Below are 12,665 nucleotides of genomic sequence, written 5' to 3'. Positions count from 1 at the left end.
TCGGATAGGAGTAAATAAATGAATATATTATGGGATTTTGACGGTACAATCTGTAATACATATCCGGCATATGCAGCTCTTTTCTATCAAACGATTCAAGAAAGAGGGAGTTATGATGAAGTCTTCAAACATTTAAAAGTTTCCTTTTCTCATGCTTTTGACTATTTTCAAATAACAGAACAAGAAAAAGAGCGTTTTATGCAATTAAATCATTCACTTAAGATGGATCAAATGCCGCCATTTCCAAATATTGAACTTGTACTACAACAAGCAAATTGTAATGTCATTATGACGCATAAGGACCGAGCAACTGTTGAAAAAGTACTTCATCATTACAACTTAGCACGTTATTTTGAAGAAATTGTCACTGTAGAAAATGGTTTTCAGAGAAAACCTAATCCGGAGTCTTATCAATATCTACATGATAAATATAATTTAACTTTGGCTATTGGAGATCGCGAGCTTGATTTAATTCCTGCAAAAAAAGTGGGATTTGCTACATGTATGTTTCAAGGAGAATGTGAAGCAGCTGATTTTTCAATAAAAGATTATAGAGAGTTCCATAGTACATGGAAACAATTTATGGATAAGGATTAACTTTTGATATTATTACTTTTTGTAATCCTTTTCATGATAAAATAGAAGGAACTGCAAGGAGTGATTACATGTATAGTAAAATTGCCGGTATAATATTCCCAGCTTTTACAATGCTTACTTTAACGGTATTAACAATGTTTAAGGCTTTTGGTGAAGGTGATGTCAATAAATCATTTTTCATAATAGGGCTAACGATTATTTTCCCATTAACATTTTTAGTACAAGGGATTTCATGTGCATTAAATAAGATTAATCCATTTATAGCTCTAATCGTTTCATACATAGCGTATGCTATTGTATTGTACACGTTATTAGATAAATCATATTGGAACTTTACAATCTATTATTTGATTTTTTGGCTTGTGGGATACTTGGGAATAAAAGTGATTCAAAAATGGCGCAATCGTAAAAAATAAAAAATGCAAGGCACCTAAATTAGGCGCCTTGCATTTTTTTTAATGTTATATTAATAGATGGTGTTATTTTTTCCTAAAGACCAGCACAGCTTTTAAAGCTGGGATACGCTGCTAGACTGCTTTTCCTGGGATTTTTGAAGGATCTTTTTCAACTTCTAATAACTTATTAAATGAAGCAATTGCAACTTCAACTTGATCATCTTTTGGTTCTTTTGTTGTCAACAGCTGAAGCCATAAGCCGGGATAACCTAAGTAGCGTAAGACGGGTACATTACGGCATGCGTTCGTTGCTTGCAAAACTTCAAAAGCAACACCAAGAACAACGGGAATTAACAAAATACGGTCTACAATACGAAGCCAAAATGGATCTGTTGGAACTAAGAAATAAATAAACATTCCAACGAACACTGTAAATAACATAAAGCTACTACCACAACGATAGTGTAAGCGAGATTGTGCTTGTACATTTTCGACAGTTAAAGGTAGTCCATTTTCAAAGCAATTGATCACTTTATGCTCTGATCCGTGATATTGAAAGACCCGTTTAACCAGTGGTGTTAAGGATACAATATATATGTAGCTTATTAATAAAATTAATTTAAAACAGCTTTCAAGTAAAATTTGTGCTGTTTTACCTGGTAACCAAGTATGAAAAAGTTGTGCTAGAAAGACTGGAATTAAAGTGAAAAGGAATTTACCAAAGATAAAAGATATGACACCGACTGCGGCAACACCAAGCCACATTTCCAATTTTGAACCTTCTTTTTTTTCTTCTATCTCTTCTTCTCCAGGGTTTACACCATATCTTTCACCTGCAAATTGCAAATGCTGAGAACCATTTGATGCTGATTCGATTAAAGCAATGATTCCGCGTACAAAAGGAATTTTCTTTAGTTTTTGGAGTTTTGGATTCTTCTTTCTCTCTACATAAAAATATTCGATTGAGTTGTCGTTACGGCGAATGGCAGATACAGTATGTTCTTTACTCCCCATCATGACACCTTCAACCAAAGCTTGTCCTCCGTATACAGGAAGATTAGGTTGATTTTTCAATACCAACACCGCTCTCTTTAGATGAATTAAGACTGTTTTTATCCCGCATTAACGAGCATTAATATCCCCTCCTCAAGCTTGAGTGAAGCGAAGAAGATAGGTAGGGGATAACTGCCAGTAAAAGCCCGATTGATTCGGTCCAACAGGATGTTGGACACTCAGTTGTTGCCACAGGACGTGGCGAAATTAAACTGAGTTCTTTTTTTCAGTGGGGATAAAGAAAACCCACTTATGGAAGTTTCACTTTATTGTACTAAAAAAATTATCAAACCTCTAGGAAAAGCATATTATTATTGTATTTTGTCTATCCTTTTTACAAAGGAGGGGTTCAATTGAGATTAAAAGTATTTTTCTGGACTATATTTTGTAGTTCCATTACATTTATTCTTTCATTAAAGCTATTAAAAATTTTTTCGTTTATGAAATTTTCTCCGATTGGATGGACAAAAAAATATCATGTATTTAGTGATTCACATGTTTTGGTTAAGTGGTTTATGCTATGGGTATTATTACTTGCTATAGCTTCTATTTTTTTTGCCTTGGCAGAATTGTTAAAGAAGATTCGAATGGATATGATGTCATTAGTTGTTGCAGTGATTATTGTTTGGGGAATTGAATGGTCTGTTCAAAAAACAGTCTATATACACAAATTCTCAGTACCCTTGGCTGTCATAATTGCAATCCATCTTTTATGGATATTCGAAACGGCATCTTATCATGCCAAAATAAGAAATTTAGATTCCCGAAATAAGTTGCCCGATTCTAGTAATGTGCTAAAATAAGGATATTATAGATTAGGGAGGAAAATGGATGAAGTATTTATGCTTAAATGGACCTAATTTGAATCGTCTGGGTAAAAGAGAGCCAACAATTTATGGTTCTGAGACCTTGCAGGATATTGAATCCAAGCTCAAAAGTTTAGCTGCTGCGTACGATGCCGAAATTGAATGTAAACAATCCAATTATGAAGGGCAACTGATTGATTGGATTTATGAAGCTGAAGATTCGGGTGTGAATGGGATTATTTTTAATCCTGGCGCATATACACATACAAGTGTTGCTCTTAGAGATGCTATTGCAGGTGTAGAGGTACCGGTCGTAGAGATTCATATTTCAAATGTACATAAGCGTGAGGAATTCAGACATCATTCTTACCTTGCTCCCGTTTGTGTAGGACAAATAACAGGACTTGGTACATTCGGCTATCAGGCAGCATTAAGAATGTTTTTAGAAGCTGAAAGAGGGGAATGACAACGATGGAAAAACTAGAAAAATTACGTACAGCACTTGAGATACAAAATTTAGATGCCCTATTAATTACGAATGATTATAATCGTCGCTACATGACGGGTTTTACTGGAACAACAGGTGTTGCAATTGTCTCACAAAACGATGCAGTGTTTATAACAGATTTCCGTTATACAGAACAAGCGAATGCACAAGTGAAAAGTAATGGTTTCCGCATTGTTGAAAACAAGGGAACTATAATGGAAGAAATCGCAAATCAAGTAAAAGTGATGGGTATAAAAACTCTTGGTTTTGAAAAAGATACAGTAAGCTACGCAATGTATGAAGTATATTCTAAGTTAATCAGTGCAGAATTAGTAGCAGTATCTGGGTTAATTGAAAATATTCGCTTGATTAAGACTTCAGAAGAGATTAAAATTATAAAGGTCGCTTGTGAGATTGTGGATGCCACATTCGAACATATTATTCAATTTATTCAACCAGGAAAAACAGAACTTGAAGTTTCCAATGAAATTGAATTCTTCATGAGAAAACAAGGTGCAACATCTTCTTCATTTGACACCATTGTTGCTTCTGGTTTGCGTTCGGCATTGCCACATGGCGTTGCAACTGATAAAATAATTGAAAAAGGTGATTTAGTCACTTTAGACTATGGTGCTTTATACAATGGTTATATCTCTGATACAACTCGTACAGTTGCTGTTGGTGAACCTGCTGATCAACTAAAAGAAATTTATCAAATTGTTTTAGAAGCTCAATTACTAGGTCTTGAAAAATTTAAACCAGGTATGACGGGTATTGAAGCGGATGCAGTTACACGCAATTTTATTAAAGAACATGGCTATGGTGATGCATTTGGTCATTCTACTGGTCATGGGATTGGTTTAGAAGTACATGAAGGTCCTGCATTATCACATCGTTCAAATGTAGTATTAGTACCAGGAATGGTTGTAACATGTGAACCAGGTATCTATTTGCCAGGTATTGGTGGCGTACGTATTGAAGATGATACGCTAATTACAGCGACTGGCAATGAAAAATTAACTCATGCCCCAAAAGAATTAATCATCTTATAATTTAATATTGGAGGATTTTTAGAAATGATTTCAGTTAACGATTTTAAAACAGGCTTAACTATCCTTGTTGATGGTAACCTATTCCGAGTTATTGAATTCCAACATGTAAAACCAGGTAAAGGTGCTGCTTTCGTACGTTCAAAATTACGTAACCTACGTAACGGTAACGTGGCAGAAAAAACATTCCGTGCTGGTGAAAAAGTTGAAAAAGCACAAATCGATACACGTAAAATGCAATATTTATATGCATCAGGTGATGCATATGCATTCATGGATATGGAATCTTATGAACAAATCGAACTTACTCAAGACCAATTAGAATATGAATTAAAATTCTTACTTGAAAATATGGAAGTATTTATCATGATGTACGAAGGTGAAATCCTAGGTATCGATCTTCCAAATACAGTTGAACTTGAAGTAGCTGAAACTGAACCTGGTATTAAAGGTGATACAGCAACTGGTGGGTCTAAACCAGCAACAATGGAAACTGGATTAGTCGTAAACGTACCATTCTTCGTTAACCAAGGCGATAAATTAATCATCAACACTTCAGATAGTTCATACGTTTCACGCGCATAATTAAATTATTTCATATGACAATCTAAAATGTACCCTAAGTAAAGGGTATTTAGAATAAGACTATGAATTGTTAAGAAGATGATTCCTGTAATGTACAGGAGTCATCTTTTTTTGGTATTTTGCATTTTACCCGAATAAATTGTGGTTTATTGTTGGTACAGGGAAATGAAACATCATTAATTTAAATTTAATTATTTGAATCAATTACAAAAATGCTTTTCTAGGTGAAAAATACGAATATTTCCTAAATAATCAATTCAATAATTCGGCTAGTCATTCCTATCTAGTATTTACTAAGTATGTCGCTCCAGATTTCGCTTTCCGCGGGCGAGCGTTGAACCTCCTCGCATTAAGGGCACTGAAAAAGTAAAAGTAGCTTTATTTTTATGATAAAAATCTTGTTTAACCATCTTCGTTGAAGTGGAATTAGCGGAGACTCCTCGAAAATGCATTCGCATTTTCTTCGTGCGATGTTCATTCAGTGAAGTTCATTCAACGTCCTGTGGGAAAACGAGCTAGACGAGACCCCGGAGCGCAGCGAGGAGGCTCGTCAGTTCGCCCACGGAAAGCGGAGCTAATTCCACTTCATTTAACAGCAGATATATACTATAAATTTTTGTATTCCTATACTTTTTCAGTGGCCTTCTCGCATTCCCACAGGAGTCGCCATCTTTCGCTTTATAGATATGGTAAATAAAAATAGCCCAATTATTGTTCGTGTATTTTATCAATCCTATGAATTATGATTAAGAACCTATTAGTATTTCTTTAAAACCTTTGGCATCTTTTTTATTTAATCTTCCTGTTTTATGATCATTATAATCAATAACAGTTGCAGAATTATCTTTATTAAACCAAATATTATATTCCTTCGATATTTTCTTCTTATCAAAATCAATAGTTAAAATTATATTGACATCGTGCTTTCTCGCCATATCAGATTTTGCGTTTTCCCATGAAATCTTTTCAAAATAACTTTTCAATAATTCCATTGTTTCCGTTTCTGTAATAACCACAACTTCTTTATTACTTGCATCTTTTTGAACATCAACCCTTGTAATTTCCCAAAGTGGTTCTTGATTTTCCGCTGTGCATCCTACTAAAAGAGAAAAAAATAGTATGCAAATAAACAGTTTCAATTTCAATTCCTCACCCCATTCTTTTTTTCTCATAAATGGGCGCGACCAGAAGCAATTTATTCAATAGACCTATTTATATTTGTGCATCTTAAAGGGTAAAACCTTCATGTTGTTGTCTTTATTGTATTCAAAGAAATAACCCCAAAAACGATTTCATAATAAATCAATCCAACATAATAGAAATTAAGTCTTTTAAACAATTAGACACTTCTCTTTTTGCATATTTTTTTGTGCCATACATAAATTGAAGAGAAAGGAGGGGCGACTTCGGAACTTCAAGATTTGCTTCGTATTGCTGGGATTGGACTTGTCTTAGGATTATTGCATATTTTCTTTGAACAAACAGGAAAAAAAGAGTTTTCCTTTTTCCTAAATTTCATTGCATATCTATATATAACAATCGAATTACTTCGATTCTTGCGTCTCTTCTTTGATGAAATTATTACATTTTTCCAATGGCTGATGACGTCATAGATGACATTCCTATTCTATATATTAATATCACTCCTGCTTTTGGTGGGAATACAAATGACGTCTCCAGCGTTACATCGCTTATTATCAATCGTGTTTTTTTTCATATTATGTAGTTTTCTAATGATGCAAGTTGTTCTACCTTTTTGGCAAAAGTTACGAACGTTTTATTTATTTGATTTGCCATATCTGCCATTAATATTAGGTAGTTCATTGCTTTATTTATGTTCAATCATAGTTTCATATTTATTAGAAGAAAATGATTATGGAAGTATTGCTTTTATTAGTCATCTTGCGATTAAAATTTGGATTGTAACACTATGGTTGGACGAGTTAGGTCAGCTTTTTAAGCAATGGGAGAAGCTATTAGTACCATAGGAGGTTGTAAGTATCGAACAACTGACTACTTTCTTTTTAGGACCATTTAAAGAGCAACTTTTTGCACTACGTTCTTTTTTTCTATATGCATTTCTATTTCTTTGTATCAATTGGCTGATTCCAACGATGAAAGAATGGACAAGGTTTTTCTTTTTAATCGTAGTGATAGTGGTTACCATTCGCCCTGTATTTGATGCTTTTCTTCAAATGCAAGATATTACAGATCAACTGATGCATATCTATGTTGTACTGTCACCATTATTAACATCATCTTTACTTTTTGGTTCGGGACTATTTTCAGTATTGGCGATTAGTCCCGTTTTTTTAATGTTTTTACAAACCATTTTAGTAATCGTTTCAAAATATCTTATTCCAATGTTAATAGCTTCTTTTGTATTTGATTTTATTACGAGAATGTTGCCTGAGTTATCCTTTGCTAAAATGGCGGATTTTTTGCGTATGTCTGTTCTTAGTATTGTTTCAGCTTCAGTTGTAGTTTATGCGATGTTACTTGCTGCAAATGGTGTCATTATTGGCTCCTATACAGCAGATATATCTGAACCTATTAAAAGGTTAATACAACAGAATATCCCGATTATTGGTTCGTTAGTTACGGAATCTCTTAATACTTTTAAAAAATATTCCTCAACTGCATTAGTAACAACTAGTACGGGATTATTAATCAGTGTCTGGAGTGTAACGATCCTACCTACAGTAAATATTTTAATATTGGGTTTTAGCTATCGTTTTCTATCAGCAGTATTAGAACCTTTTTCAGATAGTAAAGTAAATGGATTAATCGAAGATATTAGTAAAACTCTCTTTGTCCTTTGTGCTGTTTCGTTTTTAATTGCATTCGCCTATTTCTTTACTATCATGATGGTGCTACTAATGATACAAATGCAAATAGGAAAGGGAGGAGCGTAGTGACAAGCTTTTTATTTGGCTTGTTAGCTTATAGTATAATCGGCAAAATATTACTTTTAATCATGCCGAAAGATTATGAGGAAGAATCGACTCAACTTTTAAGAATGGTCATAGCACTTTATTGCATTAACTATTTCTTTTTATAGATTGCTTTGCATATTGAATACAATCAGTTCATAAGATGTACTAGTTGTTAATGTATTAAGGAGGAGATGTCCTTGGAAAAGCACTACACTTTAAAAAGTCGCAGTATCTCATTGCAGGAATCATCATTGTACTACTTTTAGTTAGTGGTTTTTGGAGCCTATCAAAAGGAGCGAAAGATGATGCGAAAACTTCCACTAACAATACAGAACAATATCAAGAATTAACCTCTATTCTTAGTTCAATTGAGGGCGTAGGAAAAGTGATGATTTATTTCTATTATGATCAGCCAACACCAGATGCGAAAACTGATGAATCATCATTAAGCCAATATTTTAGTTGGCAACAAAATGCTGAAAGCAAACAACAAAAAGTGACGGGCGTTTTAGTCGTGGCAGAAGGGGCTGATTCAATAACTGTAAAAAATGATCTTGTTACTGTGTTATCAAGTGTACTAGAAATACCAACCCATCGAATTGTGGTACGACCAATGGAAAAAAAGGAGGATTCAAATTGAGAGTAAAAAAGAAAGCAGTATGGTTTTTAACATTACTAAGTTTAGCTGCGGTAATTTCGGTATATTATTTATCTAATCCTGTGACACCATTTAATGGACTAGCAATTTTCAGTGATAACGCTTTAAAAGATACTAAAATTAGTGATATTGCTAGTAAAACAGGTAAAACAACACCAGTGACAACAGAAAGTCATCTATTTGAAGAAATGCGAATGGAATTACAAAATCAACGTAGTCAATTAAAAGATACGTTAACTAAAAAAATCGCATCTTCACAATACACAGCTGAAGAAAAAAATGAAGCATTCAACCAAATCGATGCCATTACAAAAAATGAATCAAACGAAGCTATGTTAGAAATGTTAATCAAAACTTTAGGATATCCTGATGCATTTGTAAAAGCTGAAAACGATCGAATTCGTGTTACAGTACAGGCGAATGAATTGTCCAAAGCTAAGGCAAATGAGATTATTTATATGGTAAAAAAAGAGCTTGATAACTCTGGACAAATTGTTGTCGATTTCCAATCTGAAACAATTAACTGATTTTTGTGCGAATTTTCTTGAATAATGTTTATTTATAAATAAGTGTTTAAAAAATACATTAAACGAGATAAAATAGTAAATGTATTATACTACACACAAGTAAGGGGAGTAATGTATGTTGAAAATTCAAGAAATTCGCGAAATCATTAAACTAGTAGATTCTTCTTCAATCGATGAGTTCGTGTACGAAGTAGATGACACAAAAGTTAAACTTAAAAAGAATAGTGGTACAACAGTTATAGCTGAAGCTCCAGCGCAAGTTGTTAAAGCGGTTCCAGCACCAGCAGCTCCAGTTGTTGAAGCTCCTAAAGCACCAGCAGCTCCTGTTGAAGAAAAAGCTGCAGCACCTGCACCAAAAGTTGAAGTTGTAAATGATGCATCTTTACACAAAATCGTTTCACCAATGGTTGGTACTTTCTATCAATCACCAAATCCTGAATCTCCAGCATTCGTTCAAGTAGGGGACAAAGTGGGCGAAGAATCAATCGTTTGTATCGTCGAAGCGATGAAATTATTCAATGAAATTGAAGCAGAAGTAAAAGGTGAAATCGTCGAAGTTCTTGTTAAAGACGGCGAATTAGTGGAATACGGTCAACCTTTATTCCTAGTGAAAGAAAACTAAGGGAGGCCGTGTGCAATGAAAAAAGTATTGATCGCAAACCGTGGAGAAATCGCGGTACGCATTATTCGAGCATGTAAAGAATTAGATATTCAATCTGTTGCTGTATATTCAGATGCAGATCGTGAAGCACTTCATGTACAACTTGCGGACGAAGCGTACTGTATTGGTTCTAAATTTTCTAGTGATAGTTATTTGAAAATTGATAGAATTCTAACAGTGGCTGAAAAAACAGGTTGTGATGGTATTCACCCTGGATACGGTTTCCTTGCAGAGAACGCTAGCTTTGCAGAAGCTTGTGAAGATGCTGGCATTACTTTTATTGGACCAACTTCTGATGCGATTAAAATTATGGGTATTAAAGATATCGCAAAAGACACAATGATTGCAGCAGGCGTTCCAACAGTTCCAGGTTCAAAAGGCCTTGTAGCAGATGAACATGAAGCTGTAGAAGTGGCAAAAGGAATCGGATACCCAGTTATTATTAAAGCCACTGCCGGTGGTGGTGGTAAAGGGATCCGCGTTGCACGTGATGAAGAGGATTTGATCAAAGGCGTTCAAATTACTCAAAAAGAAGCAGCAGCGGCTTTTGGTAATCCAGGCGTATACTTAGAGAAATTCATCGAAGATTTCCGTCACTGTGAAATTCAAGTGTTAGCTGATAGCTATGGTCATACTATCCATTTAGGTGAACGTGACTGTACAGTTCAACGTCGTATGCAAAAACTTGTAGAAGAAGCTCCATCTCCAGCACTTTCTGAAGAACGTCGTGCTGAAATGGGTGACGCAGCTGTTAAAGCAGCAATTGCTTGTGGTTATCGAGGTGCTGGTACTGTTGAGTTTATCTATGACTATAAAGAAGATAAATTCTACTTCATGGAAATGAACACTCGTATCCAAGTAGAACACCCAGTAACAGAAGCTATCACAGGTATTGACCTAGTTCGTGAACAGTTGAAAATTGCATCTGGTGAAAAATTGGTGTATAAACAAGAAGATGTGAAAGTAAATGGTTGGGCGATTGAATGTCGTATCAATGCAGAAAATCCATCTAAAAACTTTATGCCATCTCCAGGTAAAGTTGAAAGTTATTTAGCTCCTGGTGGTATTGGTGTGCGTATTGATTCAGCGATGTACCCAGGCTATGCAATTCCGCCATATTATGATTCAATGGTAGCGAAATTAATTGTACATGCTGATACTCGTGAAGAAGCAATTGCTAAAATGAAACGCGCTTTAGGTGAATTTATTGTTGAAGGACCTGGCATTCATACAACAATTCCTTTCCATGAAAAATTAATGGATCATGAAGTATTTAAATCAGGGAAATTCAATACAAAATTCCTTGAAGAAAATGACGTTATGAATTCATAACACGAGAAAGGGGCGAACTCTATGGCTGATAAAGTCGTACAATCTCTACCACAAAATACTCCTTCTGGTAAGGATAAATTAGGTAAGATTGAGGTTGCACCTGAAGTCATTGAAGTTATTGCGGGAATTGCTACAACAGAAGTGGAAGGTGTCTCTAAAACTAGAGGTAATTTTGCTACAGGTGTTGTAGAAAAATTCGGTAAAAAAGTTCATGGTAAAGGGATAAAAACAGAATGGACTGAAGAAGGCTTAATCGTGGATGTCTATTGCTTCGTGCAATATGGTGTATCTGTCGCGAAAGTAGCAAAGCAAGTTCAAACTCAAATCCGAGAAGCAATTGCTAATATGACATCTCACACTACAAAAGAAGTGAATGTACATATTACAGGAATTCAATTTGACCAATTGAACGACGCAAAAACTGAATAATTTTTCTTATGAGCGTAGAAGAATGTATTGGTTACTTCCTGATACATTCTAAGGCGTATCTATAGGGTGTCTTGATAGTGTAAAATCACTTTCAAGACACCCTTTTTATTTTTCAGAAGGCTTCTTTAATCTAGATTTAGTTACGTTAGCTCCTTTAATTATTACGGAAATCCATCCTGTTTTTAGAGCTGAAGTAAGATTCTTCAATTGGACAACACGAGTTGATTGGAGTGGAGAGCGGCGACTCCAGCGGGAAAAGCGAGAGGGCACTGAAAAAGTAAAAATAGATGTAAATTTATAATAAAAATCTTGTATAGCTATCTTCGTTGAAGTGGAATTAGCGGAGACTCCTGTGGGAAAACGAGCTAGACGAGACCCCACAGCGTAGCGAGGAGGCTCGTCAGTTCGCCCACGGAAAGCGTCCGCTCGGAACAGAAATCAACGGATATACATGCTGATCAGACCTTTTCAGTGTCCTACACATTTGCTAGGTTCTTTTTCTTAGCAAAACAATGCTTCTGCACTACTACGCAGCTCGTCCGAGAAAAATCGTTCAAAAGAGTTTTCGAATAATTCTTTTCTGATTTTTCAAAAGATGCAAGAATCCATGCGATGAGATTTATTTTGTGATAAAATAAATCTAAATGTAAACAAATGAAATACTTCACATAATGGGTCACTTGTGGCGTTCTTTGCTATTTTATAACATTTAACAGTCCACAGTGTCCCGATGTAGTAGTATAAAGGAGCACAAACAATAATGAAGCGACGAGAAGCGCGCGAAAAAGCGTTACAAACACTTTTTCAACTAGAAAATACAGAGTTAACAATTCAAGAAGCAATGGTGCATGTGATGGAAGAACAAACAAATGATTTCTATGAAAAATTAGTTTCAGGTACTGTTCAACATCAAGCAGAAATTGATGCTGCATTAGCAGGGAAATTAGAAAATTGGTCATTCGATCGTTTAGCTAAAATTGAAAGAACAATTTTGCGCTTAGCGGCTTATGAATTGATGTATACACCAGAAACACCAAAAAGTGTTGTATTAAACGAGGCAATTGAGCTAAGTAAAACATTTGGTGACGAAAAATCAAGTAAATTTGTCAACGGTGTATTATCAAAATTTGCATAATAGATAAAAAAAGCT

Annotated in this window: 18 protein-coding genes; 16 read left to right on the top strand and 2 right to left on the bottom strand. The window is 34.8% G+C overall.

The genetic code is table 11. The features are described from left to right. Nucleotides 1–18: 18 nt before the first annotated feature. Nucleotides 19–597: an HAD-IA family hydrolase gene (locus Q8X41_RS05590; RefSeq protein ID WP_397539268.1), complete on the top strand. Its 579-nt coding sequence runs from the start codon at nucleotides 19–21 to the stop codon at nucleotides 595–597. 68 nt (nucleotides 598–665) lie between these two features. Beyond that, on the top strand, nucleotides 666–1,013 hold the full coding sequence (locus Q8X41_RS05585) for a hypothetical protein (protein ID WP_397539267.1): 348 nt from the start codon (nucleotides 666–668) through the stop codon (nucleotides 1,011–1,013). Between the two features lie 111 nt (nucleotides 1,014–1,124). Here Q8X41_RS05585 and Q8X41_RS05580 read toward each other — a convergent pair whose 3' ends face one another. Continuing rightward, complete coding sequence (locus tag Q8X41_RS05580; protein ID WP_397540204.1) at nucleotides 1,125–2,009, bottom strand: DUF1385 domain-containing protein; 885 nt, start codon at nucleotides 2,007–2,009, stop codon at nucleotides 1,125–1,127. A gap of 389 nt (nucleotides 2,010–2,398) precedes the next feature. On the opposite strand from Q8X41_RS05580, the gene Q8X41_RS05575 reads away from it, so the two are divergent. The 4 genes from Q8X41_RS05575 to efp are packed head-to-tail and all read left to right on the top strand — an operon-like array spanning nucleotide 2,399 to nucleotide 4,972. Next, nucleotides 2,399–2,848 (top strand): hypothetical protein, encoded by a 450-nt coding sequence (locus Q8X41_RS05575; protein ID WP_397539266.1) that lies wholly within the window; start codon nucleotides 2,399–2,401, stop codon nucleotides 2,846–2,848. A 28-nt stretch (nucleotides 2,849–2,876) separates the two neighbouring features. Next, nucleotides 2,877–3,317: a type II 3-dehydroquinate dehydratase gene (gene aroQ, locus Q8X41_RS05570; protein ID WP_397539265.1), complete on the top strand. Its 441-nt coding sequence runs from the start codon at nucleotides 2,877–2,879 to the stop codon at nucleotides 3,315–3,317. Nucleotides 3,318–3,322: 5 nt separating this feature from the next. Beyond that, complete coding sequence (locus Q8X41_RS05565; RefSeq protein ID WP_397539264.1) at nucleotides 3,323–4,390, top strand: M24 family metallopeptidase; 1,068 nt, start codon at nucleotides 3,323–3,325, stop codon at nucleotides 4,388–4,390. A 24-nt stretch (nucleotides 4,391–4,414) separates the two neighbouring features. Then, complete coding sequence (efp, locus tag Q8X41_RS05560; RefSeq protein WP_397539263.1) at nucleotides 4,415–4,972, top strand: elongation factor P; 558 nt, start codon at nucleotides 4,415–4,417, stop codon at nucleotides 4,970–4,972. A 746-nt stretch (nucleotides 4,973–5,718) separates the two neighbouring features. On the opposite strand, the gene Q8X41_RS05555 is transcribed toward efp, so the two are convergent. Continuing rightward, nucleotides 5,719–6,144 carry a hypothetical protein gene (locus Q8X41_RS05555; RefSeq protein WP_397539262.1) on the bottom strand — a complete coding sequence of 142 codons (426 nt, stop codon included), beginning with the start codon at nucleotides 6,142–6,144 and terminating at the stop codon, nucleotides 5,719–5,721. 210 nt (nucleotides 6,145–6,354) lie between these two features. Between Q8X41_RS05555 and Q8X41_RS05550 the strand changes: the two genes are divergently transcribed. The 10 genes from Q8X41_RS05550 to nusB all read left to right on the top strand — a co-directional run bounded on the left by Q8X41_RS05550 (nucleotide 6,355) and on the right by nusB (nucleotide 12,650). Further along, the gene (locus tag Q8X41_RS05550; protein ID WP_397540203.1) at nucleotides 6,355–6,585 is read left to right on the top strand and encodes a SpoIIIAC/SpoIIIAD family protein; all 231 of its coding nucleotides are present in this window, start codon (nucleotides 6,355–6,357) and stop codon (nucleotides 6,583–6,585) included. A 54-nt stretch (nucleotides 6,586–6,639) separates the two neighbouring features. After that, nucleotides 6,640–6,960 (top strand): hypothetical protein, encoded by a 321-nt coding sequence (locus tag Q8X41_RS05545; RefSeq protein WP_397539261.1) that lies wholly within the window; start codon nucleotides 6,640–6,642, stop codon nucleotides 6,958–6,960. A gap of 126 nt (nucleotides 6,961–7,086) precedes the next feature. Next, on the top strand, nucleotides 7,087–7,887 hold the full coding sequence (locus Q8X41_RS05540; RefSeq protein ID WP_397539260.1) for a hypothetical protein: 801 nt from the start codon (nucleotides 7,087–7,089) through the stop codon (nucleotides 7,885–7,887). Beyond that, the gene (locus Q8X41_RS05535; protein ID WP_397539259.1) at nucleotides 7,887–8,033 is read left to right on the top strand and encodes a hypothetical protein; all 147 of its coding nucleotides are present in this window, start codon (nucleotides 7,887–7,889) and stop codon (nucleotides 8,031–8,033) included. Before Q8X41_RS05540 ends, Q8X41_RS05535 begins: the two co-directional genes overlap by 1 nt. A 260-nt stretch (nucleotides 8,034–8,293) precedes the next feature. Beyond that, the gene (locus Q8X41_RS05530) at nucleotides 8,294–8,548 is read left to right on the top strand and encodes a hypothetical protein (protein WP_397539258.1); all 255 of its coding nucleotides are present in this window, start codon (nucleotides 8,294–8,296) and stop codon (nucleotides 8,546–8,548) included. Continuing rightward, on the top strand, nucleotides 8,545–9,093 hold the full coding sequence (locus Q8X41_RS05525) for a SpoIIIAH-like family protein (RefSeq protein WP_397539257.1): 549 nt from the start codon (nucleotides 8,545–8,547) through the stop codon (nucleotides 9,091–9,093). Before Q8X41_RS05530 ends, Q8X41_RS05525 begins: the two co-directional genes overlap by 4 nt. A gap of 115 nt (nucleotides 9,094–9,208) precedes the next feature. Then, the gene (gene accB, locus Q8X41_RS05520; protein WP_397539256.1) at nucleotides 9,209–9,715 is read left to right on the top strand and encodes an acetyl-CoA carboxylase biotin carboxyl carrier protein; all 507 of its coding nucleotides are present in this window, start codon (nucleotides 9,209–9,211) and stop codon (nucleotides 9,713–9,715) included. Nucleotides 9,716–9,730: 15 nt separating this feature from the next. Further along, on the top strand, nucleotides 9,731–11,086 hold the full coding sequence (gene accC / locus Q8X41_RS05515; RefSeq protein WP_397539255.1) for an acetyl-CoA carboxylase biotin carboxylase subunit: 1,356 nt from the start codon (nucleotides 9,731–9,733) through the stop codon (nucleotides 11,084–11,086). A 21-nt stretch (nucleotides 11,087–11,107) separates the two neighbouring features. Next, the gene (locus tag Q8X41_RS05510; protein WP_397539254.1) at nucleotides 11,108–11,515 is read left to right on the top strand and encodes an Asp23/Gls24 family envelope stress response protein; all 408 of its coding nucleotides are present in this window, start codon (nucleotides 11,108–11,110) and stop codon (nucleotides 11,513–11,515) included. A gap of 760 nt (nucleotides 11,516–12,275) precedes the next feature. Continuing rightward, nucleotides 12,276–12,650: a transcription antitermination factor NusB gene (gene nusB, locus Q8X41_RS05505; RefSeq protein WP_397539253.1), complete on the top strand. Its 375-nt coding sequence runs from the start codon at nucleotides 12,276–12,278 to the stop codon at nucleotides 12,648–12,650. Nucleotides 12,651–12,665: the final 15 nt, after the last annotated feature.

Origin of the sequence: Rummeliibacillus pycnus, from assembly GCF_044359855.1 — a bacterium.
GTDB lineage: Bacteria > Bacillota > Bacilli > Bacillales_A > Planococcaceae > Rummeliibacillus > Rummeliibacillus pycnus_A.
This window is presented reverse-complemented; position numbering and strand designations above follow the sequence as displayed.

Coding starts and splice junctions, on each gene's coding strand:
- Q8X41_RS05510 (WP_397539254.1), top strand. CDS start 11,108: ATGGCTGATAAAGTCGTACAATCTCTACCACAAAATACTCCTTCTGGT.
- Q8X41_RS05590 (WP_397539268.1), top strand. CDS start 19: ATGAATATATTATGGGATTTTGACGGTACAATCTGTAATACATATCCG.
- Q8X41_RS05580 (WP_397540204.1), bottom strand. CDS start 2,009: ATGATGGGGAGTAAAGAACATACTGTATCTGCCATTCGCCGTAACGAC.
- Q8X41_RS05585 (WP_397539267.1), top strand. CDS start 666: ATGTATAGTAAAATTGCCGGTATAATATTCCCAGCTTTTACAATGCTT.
- Q8X41_RS05565 (WP_397539264.1), top strand. CDS start 3,323: ATGGAAAAACTAGAAAAATTACGTACAGCACTTGAGATACAAAATTTA.
- aroQ (WP_397539265.1), top strand. CDS start 2,877: ATGAAGTATTTATGCTTAAATGGACCTAATTTGAATCGTCTGGGTAAA.
- Q8X41_RS05540 (WP_397539260.1), top strand. CDS start 7,087: ATGAAAGAATGGACAAGGTTTTTCTTTTTAATCGTAGTGATAGTGGTT.
- efp (WP_397539263.1), top strand. CDS start 4,415: ATGATTTCAGTTAACGATTTTAAAACAGGCTTAACTATCCTTGTTGAT.
- Q8X41_RS05545 (WP_397539261.1), top strand. CDS start 6,640: ATGACGTCTCCAGCGTTACATCGCTTATTATCAATCGTGTTTTTTTTC.
- Q8X41_RS05555 (WP_397539262.1), bottom strand. CDS start 6,144: ATGAGAAAAAAAGAATGGGGTGAGGAATTGAAATTGAAACTGTTTATT.
- accB (WP_397539256.1), top strand. CDS start 9,209: ATGTTGAAAATTCAAGAAATTCGCGAAATCATTAAACTAGTAGATTCT.
- nusB (WP_397539253.1), top strand. CDS start 12,276: ATGAAGCGACGAGAAGCGCGCGAAAAAGCGTTACAAACACTTTTTCAA.
- accC (WP_397539255.1), top strand. CDS start 9,731: ATGAAAAAAGTATTGATCGCAAACCGTGGAGAAATCGCGGTACGCATT.